18 protein-coding genes and 1 tRNA gene are annotated in these 22,884 nt (G+C 56.1%); 6 read left to right on the forward strand and 13 right to left on the reverse strand.

Going from position 1 to position 22,884, the window contains the following annotated elements; translation table 11 throughout:
• Positions 1–18: 18 nt before the first annotated feature.
• The 3 genes from rfbD to rfbA are packed head-to-tail and all read right to left on the reverse strand — an operon-like array spanning position 19 to position 2,411.
• Positions 19–891, reverse strand: a complete 873-nt coding sequence (gene rfbD / locus EST62_RS01925) for a dTDP-4-dehydrorhamnose reductase (protein WP_129050417.1) — start codon at positions 889–891, stop codon at positions 19–21.
• A gap of 34 nt (positions 892–925) precedes the next feature.
• A complete protein-coding gene (rfbC, locus tag EST62_RS01930; RefSeq protein ID WP_129050418.1) occupies positions 926–1,483 on the reverse strand; it encodes a dTDP-4-dehydrorhamnose 3,5-epimerase in 558 nt (185 codons plus the stop codon).
• Positions 1,484–1,529: 46 nt separating this feature from the next.
• Positions 1,530–2,411 (reverse strand): glucose-1-phosphate thymidylyltransferase RfbA, encoded by an 882-nt coding sequence (gene rfbA / locus EST62_RS01935; RefSeq protein WP_129050419.1) that lies wholly within the window; start codon positions 2,409–2,411, stop codon positions 1,530–1,532.
• A 296-nt stretch (positions 2,412–2,707) separates the two neighbouring features.
• Between rfbA and EST62_RS01940 the strand changes: the two genes are divergently transcribed.
• Entirely contained in the window at positions 2,708–6,163 is a 3,456-nt protein-coding gene (locus EST62_RS01940) for an alpha-amylase family glycosyl hydrolase (RefSeq protein ID WP_129050420.1), read from the forward strand.
• 131 nt (positions 6,164–6,294) lie between these two features.
• Here the strand turns inward: EST62_RS01940 and EST62_RS01945 are convergent, their stop codons facing one another.
• The 6 genes from EST62_RS01945 to gltX form a co-directional block, all read right to left on the reverse strand.
• A complete protein-coding gene (locus EST62_RS01945) occupies positions 6,295–7,587 on the reverse strand; it encodes a cytochrome b N-terminal domain-containing protein (protein ID WP_129050421.1) in 1,293 nt (430 codons plus the stop codon).
• Between the two features lie 35 nt (positions 7,588–7,622).
• A complete protein-coding gene (locus EST62_RS01950; RefSeq protein ID WP_129050422.1) occupies positions 7,623–8,165 on the reverse strand; it encodes a ubiquinol-cytochrome c reductase iron-sulfur subunit in 543 nt (180 codons plus the stop codon).
• 156 nt (positions 8,166–8,321) lie between these two features.
• Positions 8,322–9,461, reverse strand: a complete 1,140-nt coding sequence (locus tag EST62_RS01955; RefSeq protein ID WP_129050423.1) for a carotenoid 1,2-hydratase — start codon at positions 9,459–9,461, stop codon at positions 8,322–8,324.
• Positions 9,462–11,070: 1,609 nt separating this feature from the next.
• Complete coding sequence (locus EST62_RS01960; RefSeq protein ID WP_129050424.1) at positions 11,071–11,256, reverse strand: hypothetical protein; 186 nt, start codon at positions 11,254–11,256, stop codon at positions 11,071–11,073.
• Between the two features lie 108 nt (positions 11,257–11,364).
• Positions 11,365–11,440, reverse strand: a tRNA-Phe gene (locus EST62_RS01965).
• Between the two features lie 98 nt (positions 11,441–11,538).
• Positions 11,539–13,050 (reverse strand): glutamate--tRNA ligase, encoded by a 1,512-nt coding sequence (gltX, locus tag EST62_RS01970; RefSeq protein WP_129050425.1) that lies wholly within the window; start codon positions 13,048–13,050, stop codon positions 11,539–11,541.
• Between the two features lie 327 nt (positions 13,051–13,377).
• Between gltX and ftsH the strand changes: the two genes are divergently transcribed.
• Genes ftsH through EST62_RS01985 form a run of 3 tightly spaced genes read left to right on the forward strand, consistent with a single transcriptional unit; the run spans position 13,378 to position 16,115 of the window.
• The gene (ftsH, locus tag EST62_RS01975) at positions 13,378–15,360 is read left to right on the forward strand and encodes an ATP-dependent zinc metalloprotease FtsH (RefSeq protein ID WP_129050426.1); all 1,983 of its coding nucleotides are present in this window, start codon (positions 13,378–13,380) and stop codon (positions 15,358–15,360) included.
• A gap of 44 nt (positions 15,361–15,404) precedes the next feature.
• Positions 15,405–15,767: a sulfite exporter TauE/SafE family protein gene (locus tag EST62_RS01980; protein WP_129050427.1), complete on the forward strand. Its 363-nt coding sequence runs from the start codon at positions 15,405–15,407 to the stop codon at positions 15,765–15,767.
• A gap of 21 nt (positions 15,768–15,788) precedes the next feature.
• Positions 15,789–16,115: an HU family DNA-binding protein gene (locus EST62_RS01985; protein ID WP_256372346.1), complete on the forward strand. Its 327-nt coding sequence runs from the start codon at positions 15,789–15,791 to the stop codon at positions 16,113–16,115.
• 215 nt (positions 16,116–16,330) lie between these two features.
• On the opposite strand, the gene EST62_RS01990 is transcribed toward EST62_RS01985, so the two are convergent.
• From EST62_RS01990 to mtaB, 3 genes are all read right to left on the reverse strand, one after another.
• Positions 16,331–17,773, reverse strand: coding sequence for a sodium:proton antiporter (locus tag EST62_RS01990; protein WP_129050429.1), 1,443 nt, complete (start codon positions 17,771–17,773; stop codon positions 16,331–16,333).
• A gap of 23 nt (positions 17,774–17,796) precedes the next feature.
• On the reverse strand, positions 17,797–18,330 hold the full coding sequence (locus EST62_RS01995) for an adenine phosphoribosyltransferase (RefSeq protein ID WP_129050430.1): 534 nt from the start codon (positions 18,328–18,330) through the stop codon (positions 17,797–17,799).
• Between the two features lie 93 nt (positions 18,331–18,423).
• Positions 18,424–19,797 carry a tRNA (N(6)-L-threonylcarbamoyladenosine(37)-C(2))-methylthiotransferase MtaB gene (mtaB, locus tag EST62_RS02000; RefSeq protein ID WP_371414668.1) on the reverse strand — a complete coding sequence of 458 codons (1,374 nt, stop codon included), beginning with the start codon at positions 19,795–19,797 and terminating at the stop codon, positions 18,424–18,426.
• Between the two features lie 185 nt (positions 19,798–19,982).
• Here mtaB and EST62_RS02005 point away from each other — a divergent pair, with 185 nt between their 5' ends.
• Complete coding sequence (locus tag EST62_RS02005) at positions 19,983–20,429, forward strand: hypothetical protein (RefSeq protein ID WP_129050432.1); 447 nt, start codon at positions 19,983–19,985, stop codon at positions 20,427–20,429.
• Positions 20,430–20,522: 93 nt separating this feature from the next.
• On the opposite strand, the gene rodA is transcribed toward EST62_RS02005, so the two are convergent.
• Positions 20,523–21,752 (reverse strand): rod shape-determining protein RodA, encoded by a 1,230-nt coding sequence (rodA, locus tag EST62_RS02010; RefSeq protein ID WP_167599122.1) that lies wholly within the window; start codon positions 21,750–21,752, stop codon positions 20,523–20,525.
• Between the two features lie 119 nt (positions 21,753–21,871).
• On the opposite strand from rodA, the gene era reads away from it, so the two are divergent.
• Positions 21,872–22,789, forward strand: a complete 918-nt coding sequence (gene era / locus EST62_RS02015) for a GTPase Era (protein WP_129050434.1) — start codon at positions 21,872–21,874, stop codon at positions 22,787–22,789.
• Positions 22,790–22,884: the final 95 nt, after the last annotated feature.

Consider the following 22,884-nt stretch of genomic DNA (forward strand, 5'->3'; position numbering starts at 1 on the left):
AGGTCTTATAAGACCTATTCACTGAGAGCCGCCGCCAGCCTCCCGCAGCATCCGCAGCAGGCTGTCGTGCCAGTGCGGAATTTCGAGGTCGAACCACTCCCTGATCTTGCGCTTGTTCAGCACGCTGAAGTGGGGACGCGCGGCTGGTGTCGGAAATTCCCAGCTCTCGATGGGCGAGACCTTGCACGAAAGAGCTTCAGCCTCCATGATCGCTCTGGCGAAATCGTACCACGAGCAGACCCCCTCGTTCGAGTAGTGAAACGTTTCGGCATAGCTCCGGACCGGATCGATCCGGTCGAGCATCGCAACAATCGCCGCCGCCAGATCCGCCGACCAGGTTGGAGTGCCGACCTGGTCGAAAACCACGCCGATCTGCTCCCGCTCACGACCGAGACGCAGCATGGTCTTCACGAAATTGTGTCCGTAAGCCGAGTAGAGCCACGAGGTGCGGATAATCAGGTGGGAGCATCCGCTCTCGCCAATCGCCTCCTCGCCCGCCAGCTTGGAACGCCCGTAAACCCCGCACGGCGCGACCGGATCATCCTCGCGATACGGACGGTGACCGGTTCCATCGAAAACATAATCGGTCGAAACATGCACCAGCAGCGCATCGAGCGCTTTTGCCGCTGCCGCAAGTGAAGCCGCGCCGTCGCGGTTCACCCGGAAGGCCGACTCCGGCTCGCTCTCGGCCTTGTCCACCGCCGTCCAGGCCGCGCAGTTGACGATCACGCCGATCTCGTGGTCGCGGCAAAACGCCTCGACTTTCGAGGCATCGGTGATGTCGAGCTCGGGCAGATCGCTGAAAAACCAGCTATGGCCATCCGAACCGTCCTGCAAATGGCGCAGGTCAGAACCGAGCTGACCGAGACTTCCCGTTACCAGAATGTTCATCGAGGGTTGATCGATACATTGACAAAAAAGGGGACTACGACGTCAGTTCGACAGGCTCGATCTCGTGCAGCATCGGCTGACGTTGATCCTTGTCCGACAGACTCACGTCGGCTGCGGGCAATCGCCAGTCGATGCCGATCGACGGATCGTTCCAGCGAACGCCCGCATCGTGCGACGGCGCGTAATAGTCGGTACACTTGTAGCTGAACACCGCCGATTCGCTCAAGACGGCGAACCCGTGCGCAAACCCCGGCGGAATCCACATCATGCGGTGGTTACTCTCGCTGAGCACCTGCGCGGTGTGTTTGCCAAAGTTCGGTGATTCCTGCCGGATATCGACCGCTACATCGAGCACTTCGCCCCGAATCACCCGGACAAGCTTGCCCTGCGCGTGAGGCGATTTCTGGTAGTGCAGCCCCCGAACCACCCCATAGCGCGAAAAAGACTCGTTGTCCTGTACAAAACGATAGCTTCCGGCATGTCGCTCGAACACGTCCTGCCGGAAAGACTCGAAAAACCATCCGCGCTCGTCGCCGAACACTTTTGGCTCGAACAGCAAAACACCGGGAAGCGGGGTCTGTATGATCTGCATGGGTTACAAAGCGGCTGATGAATTCATGAACAGGTAATAAACAGGTTCAGATTCCCTGCTCCAGAAGTTTGAGCAGATACTGCCCGTACTGGTTCTTGAGCATAGGCGCAGCAAGGCGTTCGAGTTCGGCGTCGCTGATCCAGCCGTTTCGCCAGGCGATCTCTTCGGGGCAGGCAATCTTGAGACCCTGCCGTTTTTCGATGGTCTGGATAAAGCTTCCTGCCTCCTGGAAAGATTCGTGCGTACCGGTATCGAGCCAGGCGAATCCACGCCCCATGATCGAACAAACCAGATCGCCCCGTTCGAGGTAGGCCTGGTTCACCGAGGTGATTTCGAGTTCGCCTCGGGCCGAAGGCTTCACCCCGGCGGCAACGTCAACCACATCGTTGGTGTAAAAATAGAGGCCCACGACCGCGTAGTTCGATTTCGGCTTCTCCGGCTTCTCGACGATGGAGAGCACCTGCCCCTCCGGGTCAAACTCGACCACGCCGTACCGTTCAGGATCGCTGACATAGTAGCCGAAAACCACCGCCTTTCTCCGATTCTCGACGGCGCGCACCGCCTCTTCGAGCATCCCGCTGAAGCCGTAGCCGAAAAAAATATTGTCGCCAAGCACGAGGCACACATCGTCATCGCCAATAAAATTGCGACCAAGGATGAACGCCTGCGCCAAACCGTCGGGGCTTGGCTGAACGGCAAAGGAGATCGAAATGCCCCAGTCACTGCCGTCACCAAGCAGTTTGACGAACGATGACTGATCTTCGGGAGTGGTGATGACGAGCACCTCCCTGATACCGGCAAGCATCAGGGTTGTCAGCGGATAGTAGATCATCGGCTTGTCATAGACGGGAAGCAGTTGCTTCGATAAGCCCCTGGTGACGGGGTAGAGGCGAGTGCCCGACCCTCCGGCAAGAATGATGCCTTTCATGGTGGTTAATGATCTTCGGTCAGTAATGGTGATGTTTCCGATTCGCCGCTTTCCGGGCCGACCAATTAATCAATATAGGTAAAATATCTTCTTTTTTATTCGCACACCTGGGAGAGCTGCGTGTCGCTAACGTAAAACCAGGACTCATTCCGTTGACTGATTCACGAAGGCTGTGATCCACCAAAAACGCCTTTAGTTGCCCCAGACGCTCCTGAAACCCGTGTTTCAGCCGGAACCAATTATTGCGTACCTTGTGCAATACTTATGAACCATCCCGAGCCTGACAGGCAAGCCTTATGAGCACCGACATCCGTACTTCCGCGAAAGAGCACTTTTACATCAGCAAAGCCGCGAGGAACCGCTATCGCCTTGACGATCCCGACCTGCTGCGACTGCCCGGCGACCGGCGCGAGGCGATGGCGCAGTCCGAACGGCAGACCGAGACGATCAACCAGCGGTTGCGCCTGATCGAAGGCGACGACGCCAAACCGTTGCTGCCCGCGCAGTTCCACGGCATGAAGCTCCTGCACGAACTGCAACACCATGTGATCGACAAGGTATCGAGCCTGCGCACCCAGGCGCTGGCGGTGCTGGACAGCGAAGCCTCGAACTGGAATGCCGCCGAGTATCTCGGCAGGTTCGTCAAACGCTTCCCTGCCGGTGAGATTTACCGCTCGAAAACCGCTCCTGAAGCGTGGCTGAAAAGCCCCGCCAACCGCTCGAACGCGCTCGAAGAGGCGTACCTGGTCTGGCTCAACAACCGGAATCCGGCGCTGAAACAGTTTGCGGGACTGATTTCCGACCAGGAGCTGCACGGCGACCGGGCTTACCCGCAACTCGTCAGGGCGATGCAGCACGCCGTGCAGAGCGCTGGCCCGGTCGGCAACCGGGAGGACGATCTTGAGGAGCTGCTCACCCGCCCGTTCCGGTACGCGCCCGATTCACTGCTCGACCAGCTCCGCTTCATCAAGCTGAACTGGCAGGACTTGCTCGCCGACTCACCCTGGCGGGAGCTGCTCGACGAGGCGATCGTGCTGATCGAGGATGAGGATCGCTACCTCTTTTTTGAACACATGGCCCAGCAAGGGGGCGGGCAGGCGCACGGGGCGTTCGGCGAAAAGGAGGCGCACGCTCCCTCGTATGACGACCTGGCCAACGCTCCGGCCCGCTACTCGCACGACTCGTCGTGGATGCCCGAAGTGGTGATGATCGCTAAGAGCACCTACGTCTGGCTCGACCAGCTCTCGCGCCAGTACGGGCGGCGCGTCACGCGATTGCAGGAGATTCCGGACGAGGAGCTCGACCTGCTCGCCGGGCGCGGCTTCACCTCGCTGTGGCTGATCGGCCTCTGGGAGCGCAGCTACGCATCGCGCAAAATCAAGCAGTTGCAGGGCAATCCGGAAGCCAAGGCCTCCGCTTACGCGCTCGAAAGTTACGACATCGCCCTGGAGCTGGGAGGCTACGACGGCTACGTCGATCTGCGCAACCGCGCCATGCAGCGCGGCATCCGGCTGGCCAGCGACATGGTGCCGAACCACACCGGTATCGACTCCGAGCTGGTGCGCCAGCGGCCCGACTGGTTCCTCTCGACCAACCAGCCGCCCTATCCGAACTACAGCTACAACGGCCCGAACCTGAGCGCCAGCGACCGCTACGGCATCCACATCGAGGATGGCTACTGGAACCGCTCCGACGCCGCCGTCACCTTCAAGCGGGTCGATCACCTGACCGGCGACACGCGCTATATTTATCACGGCAACGACGGCACCACCATGCCGTGGAACGACACGGCGCAGCTCAACTTCCTCGACCCGGAGGTGCGCGAAGGGGTGATCCAGCAGATTCTGCACGTGGCCCGCATGTTCCCGGTGATCCGCTTCGACGCGGCGATGGTGCTGGCCAAGATGCACATCCAGCGCTTGTGGTTCCCGCTGCATGGCCACGCACCAGGCATTCCGTCGCGCGGCGCATGGTCGATGAGCATGGCCGACTTCGAGGCCGCCATGCCGCAGGAGTTCTGGCGCGAAGTGGTTGACCGCGTCGCGCGCGAAGTGCCCGACACGCTGCTGCTGGCCGAAGCGTTCTGGATGCTCGAAGGCTACTTCGTCCGCACGCTCGGCATGCACCGCGTTTACAACAGCGCCTTCATGCACATGCTCAAAAAGGAGGACAACGCGGGCTACCGCCAGCTCATCAAAAAGACGCTTGAATTCGACGCGGAGATTCTGAAGCGCTACGTCAACTTCATGAACAACCCCGACGAAGACACGGCCATCGCGCAGTTCGGCAGGGGCGACAAGTACTTCGGCGTCTGCATGATGATGCTCACCATGCCGGGCCTGCCGATGATCGGCCACGGGCAGGTCGAGGGCTTCACCGAAAAGTACGGCATGGAGTACGCCAAGGCCTACTACGACGAACAGCCCGACCACGAGCTGGTCGAGCGCCACTACCGCGAAATCTTCCCGGTCATGAAGCAGCGCTCGCTCTTCGCCGAAGTCGCCCATTTCCAGCTCTTCGACCTCTACGCGCCAAACGGCCAGGTCAACGAAAACGTCTTCGCCTACACCAACCGGCACGGCGACAAGCAGAACCTCTTTATCTACAACAACCGCTACGAAGCCTCTGAAGGGTGGATCAGACTCTCCGCCGCTCGGCTCGACAACGGCTCGTTCACGCATACCTCGCTTGGCGACGCGCTCTCGCTGCCCGGCGAGCACGGCAGCTTCGTCATCTTCCGCGACCACCAGAGCGGCCTGGAGTTCATCCGCTCCTGCGAGCAGATGCGAAATGACGGGCTGTACATCTCGCTCGGCGGCTACCAGTACAATCTGTTCATGGAGTTCCGCATTGTCCAGCCCTCGAAGCTCAAGCCGTTCGACCGGGTGTGCGAAGAGCTGAACGGACGGGGCGTCGCGTCGGTCGAGATCGAAGCGCTCTCGATGAGCCTGCGACCGATTCACCAGATCGTGACTGCGGCAATCGGCGGATTCATCGAAGACGGCAAGACGAAACCCGTCAAACCGGCAAAGCACGCAGAGGCGTTCGGCAAGGCCTGCGAAACCCTGCTCGAAGCTGTCGCGGAGCGCTTCGCGGAGATCATGGAGCAGCCGCTCACGCCGCCCGACGACATCGGCGCAGAGGCTGCGGAGCGCTACCGCTGCGCTCTGGACTACCGCTCGCAGCTCAAGGAAGCCGATGGCATCAAGCGCGTCAAAGCCTCGCTCGGCCTCGACGCAACAACCGGTGATCCTTTCGGCTCGCTCACCAAAACCCTTGTCGCCCTCGACCTCATGCAGACGATGGTGCGCGACAACGGCCTCTTGCAGCAGCAACTCATCGATCAGTGGATGCTTGGCGGCGCGCTTGAAAAAACCGTCGCCGAACAGGCCGCCAACTGGCCGGTCAACGGCGCCGAAGCGGTCGATCTCTTCTCCTGCCTGCTCGCCCGGCGGACAGAGACCGCCAGCGATGCAACACCGGATGAGCAGCTCATGCAGTCGATCAGCGCCCTGCGCGAATCGGGCGACCGCCACTTCAGCGCCTTCATGCAGGTGCAGCACCTGCACGGCAAGGAGTGGTTCCGCGAACGCCAGCTCAGCCAACTGGCCTCATGGATCATGGTGCAGGAGCTGATTCAGGCCAAGGAAAAAGCCGCTCCCGACACCTGGCTCGAAGCCATCGAAAAGCTCGAAATGGCCGCCTTCGTCAGCGGCTACGAACTCGGATCGCTGCTAAAAATGAGCCGTTGAACTTTGTCTTTTTATCCTATAGGTCGTATAAGACCTATAGGACTTATAAGTCCTATAAAAACATCCCCCACCAGAAACAGAAAAAGCCCGGAAATTCCGGGCTTTTTCTTGGGACTATTGAAACAGGCTGCTTACGGCAGAGCAGAGTACTCGGCATAAACCCTGTAGGTGTTGACCAGGAGGAAGGCGAGCACCAGAATACCGAACACGGTGAAGATCGGGCTTTTCTTCTCCTGCGAAGCCTGACGGTCGATGAACGGAACCAGCATCCAGACCACGCCACCGATGGTGAAGAGGATGATGGCCAGCAGTTCGCCGCCCTCGAAGGTGAAGTCCTTAAGCAACTGGAACTGCGCCCAGAAGTACCACTCAGGCTTGATGCCGACAGGAGCCGAAGCGAGCGCGTCAGCCTTCACGCCGATCTCCCAGGGGAACATCACGGCCAGATAGATGAGCAAGGCGAAACCGATGAGCCAGCCGATGCCGTCCTTGGCAAGGAAGGTAGGGAAGAACTTGTCGTAGCCCTTGATGAGACCGGCCTCTTTGTAGCCGATCGGAGCGGAGGTGCCAAGCATCTGCACCATCGTCAGGTGAGCGGCAAGCACCAGCATGACCAAGCCGGGAAGCAGCACGACGTGCAGCGAGAACATGCGGGTGAGGGTTTCGCCGCCGACCTCGGGGCCGCCGCGAAGAATCTCGACCAGGAACGCGCCGCCGGGGGCGACCTTCGGAACTTCGGTGCCAACCTGGGTAGCGAAGAAGGCCAGCTCGTTCCACGGCAGCAGGTAGCCGGTGAAGCCAAAGCCAAGGCTGAGCACGAGAAGAATGAAGCCACTGACCCACATCAGCTCACGCGGTTTGCGGTAAGACTTCATGAAGAAGGTGCTGAACATGTGGATGAACAGCATCATAATCATCAGGTTGGCGCTCCAGGCATGGACCTGGCGAAGCAGCCAGCCGAAAGGAACTTCACCCTGAATGAACAGGAACGAAGCGAAAGCTTCGGCTTCGGTCGGCTTGTAGTACTGCAACAGCAGCAAACCGGTGAGAATCTGGATGATGAAGAAGAACAGACCGAGACCGCCGAAGTAGTACCAGAAGGAGAGACGATGCTTCGGCACCTCTTTTTTCTTCAGGTAATCGAGGATCGGCATAATCATGTAGAAACGCTCCTGGAACCATGATCCCAAAACGCTCATTTTCGAGTCCTTGAAAGGATTCGGGTCCGGACGGTCAACCGGTGGTTTGTAAACGCCCGACTGAGCGGCGGCAGCGGGTGCAGCCGGCTTGGCCGGAGCTTTCGCGGCAGGTTTCGCAGCGCCCGGCGCGGCACCCTTGGCGGCGGGCTTTGCCGCTCCGGGGGCTGCCGGTTTCGGCTTGGCAGGAGCGGTGCCTGCGGCCGGCTTCTGGGTATTTTCAGCCATGTATCTTGACTCCCTTGATTTTCAGGTATTGATTCTTAAGCTTTTGAAATGATGATGCTGTCGCCCTCGATCCTTGCGCTGTACTGCTTCAGCGGCAGGGGCTGCGGACCGGAGATGATTTCGCCGTTCCTCTGGTACTTCGCGCCGTGACAGGGGCAGAAGTACTGCTTGTCGGCATCGACCCAGTTGACCAGGCAACCGAGGTGGGTGCAGACGGCGCTGACCGCCGTAAGGGAGCCGCCGCTGTTGACAACGATCACCTTGTCTTCGTTGAACTGGAAAATCTTGCCTTTGCCATCCGGAACTTCCGACGCAGGGACGGTGAGTTCGTTGACAATCTTAACCTTTTTGGCCGGCGGAATGATGTATTTGACGACCGGATAAAGCGTGCTGACGGCCACGATTGCGCCAACGCCACCGACAACCTTGTGCAGAAAGCCTCTACGCTCGAAATTGACCCCTTTAAGCCCCTCTTCACGAGGTTTGCCGCCGGTAACGGCACCGGCCGAAGCGGGAGCTGCTCCCTGACCCAGCGAACTCATCCTTGCCGGGCTTTTGAAATTACCAGTTTGCGCCATTACGTATCTATCTCCTTTTAATGACTTGAGTTGTATGTATCCAGAAAGCATCCGCCGCCTGACGGCATCTCGCAGAAATCGCAGCGGAACCAAAGCCCGTCCCGGCGTTTTGCGTGAGCCGGAGACAAAAAACGGACTTACAGAATGGCACGCAATTTAAAATTTTTTCTTGTTAAACCAATCGAATTGCCGCTTGAAAAAATTGTAAAGAAAATACATCGCGGAGCGCTTGCCGGCACGCAAGACACGGCTTGCCGTAAAAAATTGCATCAATTTTGAACGCAAGGGGGCTGGATTCAGGAACTCCGAGATTCCCTTGACCTCTTCCAGCCGCTCATCTCCGATCGTCATGGAGAGGCGTGAAGTGTAACGAAGGTAGAACGGCCCTGCATCGAGCGCCTTCTGGTGCCGAATCTCGACGCTGACGCCCACCGTTTCGAGCCGCAACTTTTTTCCGTGAACCGGCGCGAACAGGCCTCTCGTAAAGCGGCTCTCGGTGACGCTTACCGCCTCGAAAACCGGGGCTTTTCCGCTTTGGTGATCGCGAAGCATCATGACCGCCTGCGGTGAGGATAACCGGCCACGCAGAAAAACCACGTAATAGATCAGGTCGTAACGTTCAGAAAAGGTCCGCCCCCAATACCACCGGTCGATCGATTCGTACATCGGCACCGTGCCGAGGTTGTGATCGTGATAGCCTCGCCCACGGAATTGCACCACCTTCCGCTTGCCGGTGGCGAGCGACCTGATGTCGAGTATGCCGAGCACTTCGGCTTTGGGTACACTCAGCACCCACTGGTGACGAAAATCAAGGCTGTCGTGCAGAGAAGTGTCGAGATGATAGTCGAAACGGTGCTGAGGCCTGAATGAAAACGAGGCGTGAACCGACCGGTCTCGTGCCGGAAACGAAAAATCGATGCTGAGGCGATACTCGTCGCGCTGCCGATCATAGACAAAACGGTTCCCTTCGAACCGAACGCCGACTCCCCCGTCTTCGGAGGCGAAAAGCTCACGCCCCCCCTCCTTGATGAAATTGATGGCCTCCTTGCCGTTTTCATAGAACTGAAAGCTGAAACCGGCGTAATCGACCGGATTCGGCGGATCGGCCCGGCGGCGGGCTTTCCAATCTTCGTAATGGCTCAGGTAGTAAGGCGAGAAGGCAAAACCGGCAAACCAGATGAAGACGACGGAGATTCCCTGCGCTTCATCTTCGGCATCGAAATACCACCACTCGTAGGAACCCGGAGCATCGAGCCGGTGCCATGCCTCCTGAAGCGGATCGGTCGTGATGTTCATGCCAGACGCAGCTGGTGGAAAAACGAGCTGACAGAATCACTGCAAGACAGCCGGAAAAGCTCGACAACCGGCGAAAGAGAGCGTTGAGAAGAGAGAAATGATCGGATGCACATACGTCAAAAACTTCGCCAACGATCTGGTTAAACCCACAACTACCAACATGAAAGTCAAAAAATTTCAACCAAGATAGCGCTTTCCCGGCGATAAAGCACCACTGGCGATCTTGAGAATCTGGCTAACAATAGCCTGTCAGCACTCCTTGCATGCACTAAAATCGTGACACTACGGAGATTCTGACAGGCTCATCGAGCCTGACAAATCGGCAATGAGCGCGGTAAGAATGACCCGTAATTCATCGGCAAAATACGGATGCGGGTTTTGTGGCAACAAGGTAAAACCGGTGTTCAGTCGCCCTGACAGCCCGGCTGACAAAGCCTGCGTTGAACGCAGGAATATGCCGCCCGTTTATGCGTCCGGATCAGGCCGGGAGGTTATGGAACAATAGAGAGAACTCATTCCGAACGATCAGAGCGCCTATCGGATCAGGGGGTGTGGCGACTGATGAATTTCAGATTTGAGATACTGAGATTTGCCGGGAACCATGCTTCGCGCAGCGCAGACCCGACCGCCAAATGCCGCCGGGTAGGCCTTTTTTCAGAATTCCGGCGGGTATTCAAGCGGCGGGCCGATAAAGTTACTGAGTCGCGAGTTTCGGCGCCCATTGGCCGAAGCAAGAACCATTCAATTGCGGACTTCAATAACTCCCGCCGGCATGTCTGTCGATATGCCTCATGGCCATCCATACCACCGCGATTCCCAGCGCCGATACCACCATGACCTGCATCGTAGTGGGTAAGTTCGATACCTCTTTGAGTAATGGAGTGATTAACTGTAGCATGATATTTTTCTTTATTATTGCGCTAAAACGTTAAAGTGTTTTCTCACAACACTATACCTTATATATATACACCAAGTAACATTCAGATTGACACCGCTCGTTTTAACTCGTAGTTTAGTTGTAAAGAGTACGTATAATTGCGAAACAATCCAAAAAATTCCTTACACCTTATAGGTTTTTATTTATACAACCAATGATAGCCATTGTTGGGGGCGGGCAGGCGCGGCGAATGATGTGGTCAAAACAGGGCGAGCAATTCAGCAGTCGGGCTTCTGGTTCGGGAGCAAATGCGCTGCAAAGACGAGACGGAAGAAAAGAGCGTAAAATAAAAGGGTCATAACCGGAACAAAAAGTCAGCAAGGGAGCTGACCCGATCCCCTTGGCATGTAGCTGGCGGGAAGAGCGGACGAATCATCGACGAACGGTACCGGCACACTCCGAAAGCGAGCCAAAAAGTCCCGGCGCATTGCCAAAACTCCAGAAAGGAATTCCTTGCCATGAACATGAAGCGCCACGGAAACGTCCCGAAGCGACGGCTACAGCATGCGACGTGCAAAACCGGGGGAGCGCATGGGGATATTATTACTCCTGCAACCAATAAACTGCAAACACTCTCGCAGTAAGAGATTGGGCTAAAGCCCTGATTTATTATGCCTTATCCGTACGCCCCGTCCCGAAAGCTTGCCGGACGGGGCAATTATTTAAGAGTTTTCATGCTTCGGCGATTAAAAATATCAATACCTGCAAGCAACAAGAGGTTTCTTGCTTGTCATTCTGCCCCGACAAGTCGAGGCAGAATGACAGCCTTTTCTCCGGAATCTCTTTGCGATTTATTGTTGCCAGAGTAATAATGACCGGAGCAATAACAGAAACGGTTCCTCTGACGATGCGTGGCATGAAAAAACGTGCGACGACTGAATGCTGGCCGGCTGACTTGCTGACTGCCCGCAACGCCAGAAAAGCGAAAACCCCTGAATTCTCAGGGGCTTGAACAGCAGAACTATGTGGTGGACAGAGAGGGAATCGAACCCCCGACACAAGGATTTTCAGTCCTTTGCTCTACCAACTGAGCTATCTGTCCAACTGAAGTGAGGTGAATATAGCAATTGCACTTTTAACTCAAAACAGAAAAAACTTTTTTTGCTGCGAGGCACCAAAGTGCCCCGCAGTCGGACGGGGTCAGGCCACGGGCAGCTCGATGCGCTCGACAGCGCGGCGGATGCGGCGGAGCACCGCTTCCTTGCCAAGCACTTCGAGCATGTGGTAGAGGCTCGGCCCGAAGCTGACGCCGGAGGCGGCGATCCTGAGCGGATGAATCAGCACGGCGGGCTTCAGCCCCTTCGGCGCCACAAACGCCTTGAGCTGCGCCTCGATGTTCTCGGCGGTGAAGTCGTCGCTCGCTTCGAGCACTTCGGCAAACTCCTGAATCAGCGACGGCACCTCGGGCGTCCAGCGCTTGGCCACGGCTTCCGGTTCGTAGCTCTCCGGCTCAAAGAAGAAATAGCTGCTGAAGGTCACGAACTCGTGCTCGAAGTTGACGCGCTCCCGCATCAGCTCGACCACCTTGCCGAGATAGTCGTCGGAGCTGATGCGCTCGACCGACATCTCCGGAGAGAATTCGGCAAGCTTGGCCTGGAGCACCGGCTTGATGCCCTCCACGATCTTTTCGATGGGCCGGGTCTTGATGTACTGCTTTTCGAGCCAGGAGAGCTTTTCGACGTTGAACACAGCTCCGGCCTTGCCGACCCGTTCGAGCGAAAACTTCGAGATCAGCTCGTCCATGCTGAAAACCTCCTGCTCGCTGCCTTCGCCTTCGTTCCAGCCGAGCAACGCGACGAAGTTGACAATCGCCTCGTTGCTGTAACCCTTGCGCATGTAGTCCTCCACGGCCACGTCGCCCTGGCGCTTGCTGAGCTTGGAGCGGTCGGGATTGAGCAGAAGCGGCAGGTGCGCGAACTTCGGCGGTTCCCAGCCGAAGAATTCGTAGAGCAACAGATGCTTCGGCATCGACGGCAGCCACTCCTCACCACGGATGATATGGGTGAACTCCATCAGATGGTCGTCGATAACGCTGGCGAAGTGGTAGGTCGGAAAACCGTCGGACTTCATCAGCACCTGGTCGTCGATGGTGGCCGAATCGAACTCGATAGGGCCGCGAATCATATCCTCGAACCAGACCGAAATGTAATCGGGCACCTTCATCCTCACCACGTAGGGCGCGCCCTCGTCGAGCTTCTTTTTGATCTCCGACTCCGGCATGTTTCCGCCCATCTCCTCGGGCAGCCACTTGCGGTTGTACTTGGGCTGAACTCCCTGCTTGAGCTGAAGCTGCCTGTTCTCTTCGAGTTCCTCGGAGGTCGAAAAGCAGTAGTAGGCGTTCTTGTCTTCGAGCAGGCGGGTGCAGTAGTCGCGATAGATCGACAGGCGCTGCGACTGCACGTAGGGGCCGTAGTTGCCGCCGTGCATCGGGCTTTCGTCGGCGATGATGCCCGCCCATTCAAGCGTACTGATGAGGTTCTTCTCGGCATCCTCGACCCTGCGACTCTGGTCGGTATCCTCGATCCTGATGACGAACTCCCCGTTCATTCTCTTGGCGAACAGATAGTTGTACAGCGCGGTGCGAAGACCGCCGACATGGAGATATCCCGTGGGAGATGGGGCAAATCGCGTTCTAACCTTTTGACCGGCCATAGTACGAAGATCCAGATTTTGTGATTTCGGCAAACTGTGACGGCCAGCGAACCCGAACATTCAGGTGTTTTTGCAGCGCCGTCCAAACGCATGGAATTTAAAAAAAATCTCGCCGCATTCGGCAATCGGAAGAGAATTTGAACAACCGCGGAACAAAAAGCTCGCCTGGCGCTCGATGGGAGCCATATCTCCGGCTGCGGCAAGAAAATAACGGTTAAAAAACCTTGCAAGAGGCGGTTTGCGATAAACTTTTTGGTTTCCACCATAGTTTTACTTTTAATTACTTATTATTCCGCAAGTTATCTTGCGTTACCCGAACAACTCCCGATGCAGTCAAAGAAAAGCAGCGACAAGACTCCGAAAACCCGGCCCGCAAATCGATTCATGCCTCCGGCCAAAGAGTCCGGGCCTGATGGCGGTTTTTCCGGAAAAGAGGGGCGTGAGGGAGGAAACTTCCCCAAATTCATCCTTTTCCTGATGCTGGCGCTGCTTGGCCTTTTCGTATTCCAGCGCTTTTTCTCAAAGGATATCTCCCCGGAAATTTCTTATAACGAATACCGCGCGCTCGTCAGTGACGGCTCCCTGGCCGAAGTGACCGTCAAGACCAGTCAGGACAATTCCGCGCTCTTGACCGGCAAGCTCAAGGCTGCTGACAGCCTCCGGCTGACCAACGGTGCCACGGTGCGCTCCGAGCGCTTCATGGTGCGACTTCCGGGCTTCGACCGCGCCCAGGCCGACAGCCTCTCGGCAAGCGGCGTCCAGCTCAAGATCGCCCAGAGCAGTGACGAGTTTTCCAATATTTTGCTGCTCCTGCTGCCGTGGCTTCTTTTTGGTTTCGCCTACTTTTTCATTTTCAGGCGGATGTCGATGCAAAACGGCGCGCAGAAAAACATCTTCAGCTTCGGCAAAAGCCGCGCCAAGCTCATCAGCGAATTCGACGTCAAGGTGACCTTCAACGATGTGGCAGGCGTCGATGAGGCGGTCGAAGAGCTGAAGGAGACCGTCGAGTTCCTCATGAACCCGGAGAAGTTCCAGAAAATTGGCGGCAAGATTCCAAAAGGCGTCCTCCTGCTCGGCCCTCCCGGCACCGGCAAGACCCTGCTCGCCAAGGCGATTGCCGGTGAGGCGAAGGTGCCGTTTTTCTCGATCTCCGGCGCGGATTTCGTCGAGATGTTCGTCGGCGTCGGCGCGGCCAGAGTACGCGATTTGTTCGAGACCGCCAAGAAAAATGCGCCGTGCATCGTCTTTGTCGATGAGATCGACGCCGTTGGCCGGAGCCGCGGCGCGGGTGTCGGCGGCGGCCACGACGAGCGCGAGCAGACGCTGAACCAGCTCCTGGTGGAGATGGACGGTTTCACCGCCAGGGACAACGTCATTCTCATCGCCGCCACCAACCGGCCCGACGTGCTCGATACGGCGCTGTTGCGCCCCGGCAGGTTCGACCGGCAGGTGGTCATCGACAAGCCCGACATCCGGGGGCGCGAGGCGATCCTGAAGATTCACGCCCGCAACACCCCGCTCGCGAGCGACATCGATATTGCCGTCATCGCCAAAAGCACGCCCGGCTTTTCGGGCGCCGACCTGGCCAATCTGGTTAACGAAGCGGCGCTGCTCGCGGCGCGAAAAGAGCAGACGCAGATCACTGGCGAGAATTTCGAGGAGGCGCGCGACAAGGTGCTCATGGGGCCGGAGCGGAAGAGCATGTTCATCTCCCCCGACCAGAAAAAACTCACCGCCTATCACGAGGCGGGCCACGTGATCGTCGCGAAGTTCACCAGCGGCTCCGACCCGATTCACAAGGTGACGATCATTCCTCGGGGCCGCAGCCTCGGCCAGACCGCCTACCTGCCGCTCGAAGACCGCTACACCCAGAACCGGGAGTACCTGATCGCCATGATTACCTACGCGCTTGGCGGACGGGCGGCAGAAGAGCTGATCTTCGACGAGGTGAGCACTGGCGCGGCCAACGATATAGAAAAGGCGACCGAGATCGCCCGCAAGATGGTCAAGAACTGGGGCATGAGCGACAAGCTCGGGCCGATCAATTACGGCGACGGGCACAAGGAGGTATTCCTCGGCAAAGACTACTCGCACGTCAGGGAGTACAGCGAGGATACTGCGCTTCAGATCGATGTAGAGGTGCGCAGAATCATCACCGAATGTATGGACAATGCACGGAACATTCTGTCGTCGCACAGCCGGATACTGCACGAAATGGCTGCCCTGCTGATTGAAAAAGAGTCGCTCGATTCGGATGAAATCGACACCATCGTAGGCTCAAACGGAGCCGTGGCAGGCGCTCCGGCCTGAGTGACGCTGAAAAGGCCATAACGGAACATTATTCGGAAAGCATCATGCAGTATCTCATTCTGTTCGTCACGGGACTTGCCGCCGGGTTGCTCTCCGGCATGTTCGGCGTCGGCGGCGGCGTGATTATCGTTCCGGCGCTGGTGTTCTTTTTTGGCATGACCCAGCAAACCGCCAGCGCAACCTCGCTCATCGCCCTGTTGCTGCCGGTCGGGCTGCTCGGAGTTTATGAATATTACCGTTCAGGAAACATTTCGGTCGAACACGTCTGGTTCGGCCTGACCGTAGCGCTGGGACTTTTTGCCGGAGCTTTTTTCGGAGCACTGATAGCCATTGAACTCTCAAGTGACCTTCTGAGACGGATGTTCGCTGTTTTTCTTGTATTAGTAGCAATACGCCTTTGGTATTAACCAAGCAGTACGGGCAAACCTATAACTCAAGCACACACCACCATGGGACAGACAACCACCAAAGCCGACCTGGTGAACGTTATCGCCCAGCGCACCGGTCTGACCAAAAACGAAACCGAAGCGGTCGTTGACAGCCTCTTTGAAAGCATCATCGACTCGCTGAAAGCTGGGAAACGGATTGAAATCCGTGGATTCGGATCATTCAACATCCGCTACAAAAATCTCCGGCAGGCACGGAATCCCCGGACGGGCGAGAAGGTGACCGTCGAGCCAAAAAACGTGCCGACCTTCAAAATCTCCAAAGAGTTCAAGCACGCGGTCAGCGAAAGCCTGAAAGCAGAGGAGTAAAGCTCCCGGCGGCTTCCCTGAAAGGCGTTCTCTTTTGCAGGACAAAATGCCTGCGCGCAAAAAGGGAGGAAATTGTTTCAGGATAACTGCGGAATGGAGGCGGAATGGAGAGCCTCAGTCACTCTTGTCGTTGAGTACCGGATGAGAGTGACTTCTCGGCTTCCGGATTTCGCGCCTGCCGTTTGCTTTTCTGAACGGCAGGTCGCGCGGCTCGATTACCAGTGGAACAGAATAAACCAGATGACGCCGAAGACCGGCAGCAGCACCGGAATAGAATAGCGGTAAATATATTCCACGAAAGAGGGTACGTCGGCCTCAGTCTGTTCGGCGATGTTCTTGACCATGAAGTTCGGCGCGTTGCCGATATAGGTCATCGCGCCAAAAAAGACCGCCGCCACCGAAATGGCCATCAGATACAGCCTCGAAGATACGTCACCGGCAACCGGTGAGTCCATGCCCCAGGCAAACTTCACGACATCCGCAATGCTGTTGGAATCGAGACCGAACTTGCCGAGCGCTCCGGCCAGGAAGTTCAGATAGGTCGGAGCATTGTCAAGCACTCCCGACAGGATTCCGGTGAACCAGTAGAACTTCGTAACCGTGAAATCGGCTGCGTGAGACTGCGCATAAGCGCCGATAAGCTGGAGCGCGGGGATCATGGTGGCGAAAATGCCAACAAACAGGAACGCGACCTCCCTGATCGGCTCGAAGTTGAACTCGTTGCCCCCGAGAGCGTCCTGATTGGCCGTCTTGTAAGCCACCACCGCAATGGTCAGCATAATGACCTCCCTGATGCCGAACGGCACATGCAGCATCTCCTGAAGACTCGGAAACCCTTCAATCACGGCGGGATCGAGAAAGATCGACCCGATAAGGGGAATCAGGTAGAGGAAATTCCTGCGGCCGATCAGCGTGATGCGGCCAGAATAGTCCAGATCAGCCTCGCTTCGCCCGGCTTTCACATCGAACGCCAGAAAAATGGCAACCAGAAGGAGAACCGTCAACAGCCATGGCAGCCAGAGATGCTGAAACACCCAGAAAAACGGCACCCCGCGCAGAAAGCCGAGAAAAAGCGGTGGATCCCCGATAGGGGTCAACGCACCGCCGATATTGCTGACGATGAAGATGAAAAAGACGATATGGAACGGCTTCAGACGGCCCTCGTTGACTCTGAGATAGGGCCGGATCAGGAGCATCGACGCGCCAGTCGTGCCGACGACGTTGGCGAGCACCGCGCCAAACAGGAGCAGAATCGCATTGAGCACCGGCGTCCCCCGCCGTTCGATCTTGACGAGGATGCCTCCCGCCACGACAAAAAGCGAGGCGATCAGCACGATGAAGGAGATGTACTCTTCAAGGGTGTGCAGCAGCATGTGCCCGCCGTGCTCTACCATGAATGCGTACCAGAGCGTAACGGAAGCGCCGAGAACGATCGAGACCTTCTGGTAGTGGTGTTCCCAGAATCTCGGATAGAAGAGCGGGCCAGTGGCGATCATCAGAAGCAGCAGCACAAAGGGCGACGCCAGCCAGACCGGAGGCAGGGAGGCATGCCCCCCGCCCCCGGATGCGCAAAACGCCACGGAGGGTACGGCGAAAGAGAAGATCAGCGTTGCCGCCGCTGCTGCGCTATGTTTCAACAAACCAGAGTAATGCTTCATAAGAATCGGAGTTCAAAGGCGTGTCAATCGCCTTCAAATTCCGTAAGGGAGTAGATGTTATAGCCTTTTTCACGAATTTTCTTTTCACCGCCGATATCGGGCAGATTGACGATGAAGGCCATGCCGGCCACAACGCCACCCAGCTTCTCGACCAATCCCGCGGCGGCAAGAGCCGTTCCGCCCGTGGCCAGCAGGTCATCGACCAGAAGAACGCGCTGCCCTTCAACCAGGGAATCGGTATGCATCTCGATCTTGTCGGTACCATACTCGAGTTCGTATTCGAGCTGCACCACATCAGCCGGAAGCTTTCCCGGCTTACGGACCGGCACGAACCCCTTGCCGAGCGTGTAGGAGAGAGCTCCGCCAAGAATGAAGCCCCTGGCTTCGATACCCACGATCACATCGAAATCGACGCCGTTGGACAGATAGTGCTGGGTCATGTTGTCGATCACCAGGCGGAAACCGACCGGATCCTTGATAAGGGTGGTGATGTCGCGGAACATGATCCCTTTTTTCGGATAATCGGGAACAGTGCGAATTCTGGATTTGATGGGCATTGCTCTTGAGATTTTACGGTATTGATGAAAACTGCCGGATACCGGGCCTCTCCGACGCTGCGCTCCGGAAAGACGCCTTCTGCTTGCAGAAATTCAAGATAAGAGTCTGCCCTTTAAATGCAAACCCTCTCCGAAGCCGTCGATGATCACCTCCCGCATCCGACCTCTCAAATCCCCGGCACCGGCTTCCGCGCCTGTTTCGACGCTCACCCGGAGGTAATTTTCGCTGTAACCGCTCCATTGCACCATTCCACCGGCAAGCGCCACTGACTCCTCGAACAGCACCTTCAGGCGACGGCCGATGAACGTTTCGGCAAAACGGCACCCGATCCGCTCGCCGATCGCGCCGAGCCGGGCCGCTCTCGCCGACGCTTCGGCGGAGGGTATGCGAACCAGCCTCTTTTCGGCGATCTGCGCGAAAAGCCGGGTGCCCGGCCTCGGCGAACAGGTAAACACATGCAGATAAGCCACCGGTAACGCCTCGATAAAACGGCACATTTCCTCGAACTCCTCGTCGCTCTCGCCGGGATAGCTGACCATCACATCCGCGCCGATGGCGCAATCCCTGATCGACGAGACCGCCCTGTCGAGGCGTTCGCGATAGAACGCCGTATCGTAATGCCGCCCCATCGACCGCAGCACCTTGTCGGAACCGCTCTGCAACGGCAGGTGGAAGTGCGGCATGATCTTGCCTGAACTCGCGACCAGGTCGATGAGTTCGTCGTCGAGCAGTTGCGGCTCGACCGAGCTGACGCGAATCCGGCTGACATCGATAGCTTCGAGACGCCTGAGCAGAGCAACGAGCCGGATATCGCCATCACGGTAATCGGCGATGTTGATGCCGGTCAGCACGATTTCGCTATAACCGGCATCGGCAATTTTTCGCGCCCTGTCGAGCACCTGCGAAAACGGCACCGAGCGTGAACGCCCCCGCGCCAGAGGAATAGAACAATAGGCGCAACCAAAACTGCAACCATCCTGAATTTTCAGAAACGCCCTCGTTCTTCCCTTTTCAGGTTGAGAAAGCATCGAACAGGCCGGATGGGCGGTTTTGGCCTCATCAGGCGGAGAGACCTTTATCAAAGGCGCAGGATTATCCAGAGACAACTTATAACGATAAGAAGCGATCTCGAACTTGTCGGTTGTGCCAAGCACGAATGAAACACCCTCAATAGCAGCAATCCGTTCCGGATCGAGCTGGGCGTAGCAACCAATCACCCCTACCCTGCTTCCCGGATTATTTCTTATGATTTTGCGTATCTGTTGCCTCGACTTCCTCTCAGCCTCGCCGGTAACAGCGCAGGTATGAATGATAATAACATCCGCCCTGTCATCGATGGCGTTCAGATGCCAGCCTTCAGACAACAACATATCGACTATAGAAGACGTTTCGGCATAATTCACTTTACACCCAAGAGTTACAGCAGCAACACTTTTCTGTTTCATAAAACATGTAATTTTGTTCATCAATGAAATAATAATACTCACTACACTGCAAGTTAAACGCAAAACTTATATACATCTGAAATACAGCGCTTATATTTTGAATTTAAAAAAAGAGATATTTTTTTTTATTGCACTATTGCAGATAAACCTGTTATATTTCTTTCGTCTTATAAGTATACTTATTACACAAGCAAATAGTGAATACCATGAGAAAAGAATCCGCTCCGGACAAATTTGATCTGTACATTCTCAATGTCGATGAATTCAAGGCACTGAATGAGCAGAAAAATGAACTGAAGGAAAAAATTACCGAGTTACAGCGTCAGTTCGAGGAAAGCATTCAGCCTTACGAAACCGAACTGAATGTTATCATCAAAAAGCTCGAAAACAACCTTTCGAAAATGGAAGGTACTGCTCCAGCCAAAACAGGAACCACCAAATTCGGGCGTGGAAAGCTCGGCATATCGATCAAAACTCTGCTTCAGGCCAATCCCGACAAGGCATTCAAACCACGTGAAATCGCGGCAGCTCTTCAGACCAAAGGCACCGCTGTCAGCCTGTGGTTCAACAAGTATGGCAACCAGGATCCGGAAATCGAACGCATTCCCGTTGGCGAAGGCGGCAAACGCTTCATCTATCAGATCAAAAGGTGATCGAAAAAACCGATCCAAATCACACGGTTTTCCTGACAAAAAAGGCCTGTCCGAACGACGGCCTTTTTTGTTTTTCATCACTTCCCTCTCATTTCAATACCCGATATGCCTGCGGTTTTTCGAAAAATTCATCGCCAGACCGACCATCATCATATTAGCGACCAGAGACGAACCCCCGTATGAAATAAACGGAAGGGGTACGCCAATAACAGGCATCACGCCAATGGTCATGCCGACATTGATAATCACATGGGTCAGGAGCAACGAGGCATAGCCGACAAGCATCAGTTCGACAAAGCGGTTTTTGATGGCTCCAACCATCCAGATCAGGCGAAGCGCAAGCGCCAGAAAAAAGAGCAGTAACAAGGTTGAACCAAAAAAACCGAGTTCTTCGGCAATCACGCAGAAAATAAAGTCGGTCCACTGCGCGGGAATATATCGAAGCTGCGTCTGGGTGCCGTGAAGAAATCCCTTGCCAAAAATCCCGCCCGAGGCAATGGCGATTTTTGCCTGAAGCGCATTGTAACCCGCGCCCTGCGGGTCGGCTGTCGGGTCGAGAAATATTTGTATTCTCTTGATCTGGTGAGGCTTGAGAATAATCGAGGTAAACTTCCAGGTCAGCAATCCGCCCAACAAACCACCACCGGTAACGAGCAACTGGTGGATATAAAACTTTTTCCTGAGCAGAACAAACATGACCATCGAAAGAACAGCGATGGTGGCAAGAATGGTAAAATTGAAAAAACCCGAAAGCATCAAGGCCACCGGAACCACCGCAAGCAAAATATAATAGAGTTCGAAACCGGCGAGGACGATCATAGGAACGATAAATGACAGACAGGTCAGGGTCGTGCCCATATCCGGCTGAAGCATGATAAGGCCGGCAGGAATCAGCGCAAGAGCGAGCGCTTTACCGAGGTCCATCATGTTGCCAATATCGGTCTGGTCATCGGACAGAAACCTCGCCATCGCGATGATGGTAAACATTTTGGTGAGTTCGGAGGGCTGAAAACTGAACATGCCGAAACGCACCCAGCTCGTAGCTCCAGCCACCTTTTTTCCAAAAACAAGCACCGCGATCAAGAGAATGATACCTGCCGCATACATGATGTAGGCGTTATCCTTTATGATGCGATAATCCATAAAGTATATAATGGAGGCCGCGACGGCTCCGGTCACAGCCCAGGAGAGCTGCTTGTAAAAGAGAGAAACCGATTCGGCAGAACCGTTGGTGGCGCTGAATACAGCCATAAGCCCCATGATGATCAACCCCGCCGTGGGCACCAGAAGCCACAATTGATCGAGTTTATTGTACTTTTCCATCACTTGTCCGTAAAGAGGAGAGAGATCATGTTATCTTGCCGGTAAACAACTTTAAAAATCGCCGGAACAACCATTCACGCCTGCTCCGGCTGCGAAATCATAGAAGAAAAACCACCACAGTGCAACCACCACCATTCTCCTGCGGCCATGTCGCTTTTGTCGGCGCGCCGAATGCCGGCAAATCGACTCTGCTGAACCGGCTGCTCGATCACAAGCTATCGATTGTCACCCCAAAACCGCAAACGACTCGCAAAAAAATTACCGGCATCTATCACGACAGCCGAAGCCAGATCATCATTCTCGACACGCCCGGCATCATGGAGCCGCAGCAATCGCTGCACGAGTCGATGCTCGAAATCACCCGGCGCTCGCTCCGGGAGTCGGATGTCATTGTGGCGCTCATCCCGTTCCGGAAAGGCGACGAACCCTTTGACCGGCAGTTCGCCAGCGAACTGATCGACGAGTGGGTGCGCCCTGCCGGAAAGCCCTTCGTCATCGCCCTGAACAAAGCCGACCTGGTAACGGAAGAGAGCGTCCGCGAGGTGCAGGCGGAGATCATGAGCGCGTACAAGCCCGTGGCGACGCTCGCCCTTTCGGCCCTCACCGGCGGCAACATTCCGGAGCTGGTCGAGCTGCTCAGGCCGCTCCTGCCGCTCGACGAACCGCTCTGGCCGGACGACATCCTCAGCACCGAGCCGGAACGCTTCTTTGTCGGCGAGATCATTCGCGAAAAAATCTTTCTGCAATACGGACGCGAAATTCCCTACTCCACCGAAGTGGTCATCGACGAATTCAAGGAGCAGCACGAAAACGACCCGACCCGCAAAGAGCTGATCCGCTGTTCGGTCATCGTCGAGCGCAACAGCCAGAAGCAGATCATCGTCGGCCAGAAAGGCTCGGCCATCAAAAAACTCGGCCAGGCCGCCCGCAAGGAGATCGAAGAGCTCCTCGACCGCCCGGTGTACCTCGAAATCTTCGTAAAGATCAGACCAGACTGGCGCAAAAAAAAGAACCTTCTGAAGAGTTACGGCTACTGAAAGAATAGTGGACTGAGTGGACGTTGTGGACAAAAACCCGAAAAAAATTCTTCTTCCCCTGTCCACTTCGTCCACCAAGTCCACAGCGTCCACCC

The sequence above is a fragment of the Chlorobaculum sp. 24CR genome (genome assembly GCF_004118635.1).
In the GTDB taxonomy this organism is placed as follows: Bacteria; Bacteroidota; Chlorobiia; order Chlorobiales; family Chlorobiaceae; genus Chlorobaculum.

Coding starts and splice junctions, on each gene's coding strand:
- rfbC (WP_129050418.1), bottom strand. CDS start 1,483: ATGCAGATCATACAGACCCCGCTTCCCGGTGTTTTGCTGTTCGAGCCA.
- mtaB (WP_371414668.1), bottom strand. CDS start 19,797: ATGAACAAAATTACATGTTTTATGAAACAGAAAAGTGTTGCTGCTGTA.
- rodA (WP_167599122.1), bottom strand. CDS start 21,752: ATGGAAAAGTACAATAAACTCGATCAATTGTGGCTTCTGGTGCCCACG.
- EST62_RS01950 (WP_129050422.1), bottom strand. CDS start 8,165: ATGGCGCAAACTGGTAATTTCAAAAGCCCGGCAAGGATGAGTTCGCTG.
- EST62_RS02005 (WP_129050432.1), top strand. CDS start 19,983: ATGAGAAAAGAATCCGCTCCGGACAAATTTGATCTGTACATTCTCAAT.
- rfbD (WP_129050417.1), bottom strand. CDS start 891: ATGAACATTCTGGTAACGGGAAGTCTCGGTCAGCTCGGTTCTGACCTG.
- EST62_RS01960 (WP_129050424.1), bottom strand. CDS start 11,256: ATGCCACGCATCGTCAGAGGAACCGTTTCTGTTATTGCTCCGGTCATT.
- EST62_RS01980 (WP_129050427.1), top strand. CDS start 15,405: ATGCAGTATCTCATTCTGTTCGTCACGGGACTTGCCGCCGGGTTGCTC.
- EST62_RS01995 (WP_129050430.1), bottom strand. CDS start 18,330: ATGCCCATCAAATCCAGAATTCGCACTGTTCCCGATTATCCGAAAAAA.
- EST62_RS01945 (WP_129050421.1), bottom strand. CDS start 7,587: ATGGCTGAAAATACCCAGAAGCCGGCCGCAGGCACCGCTCCTGCCAAG.
- EST62_RS01940 (WP_129050420.1), top strand. CDS start 2,708: ATGAGCACCGACATCCGTACTTCCGCGAAAGAGCACTTTTACATCAGC.
- rfbA (WP_129050419.1), bottom strand. CDS start 2,411: ATGAAAGGCATCATTCTTGCCGGAGGGTCGGGCACTCGCCTCTACCCC.
- EST62_RS01990 (WP_129050429.1), bottom strand. CDS start 17,773: ATGAAGCATTACTCTGGTTTGTTGAAACATAGCGCAGCAGCGGCGGCA.
- gltX (WP_129050425.1), bottom strand. CDS start 13,050: ATGGCCGGTCAAAAGGTTAGAACGCGATTTGCCCCATCTCCCACGGGA.
- EST62_RS01955 (WP_129050423.1), bottom strand. CDS start 9,461: ATGAACATCACGACCGATCCGCTTCAGGAGGCATGGCACCGGCTCGAT.
- ftsH (WP_129050426.1), top strand. CDS start 13,378: ATGCAGTCAAAGAAAAGCAGCGACAAGACTCCGAAAACCCGGCCCGCA.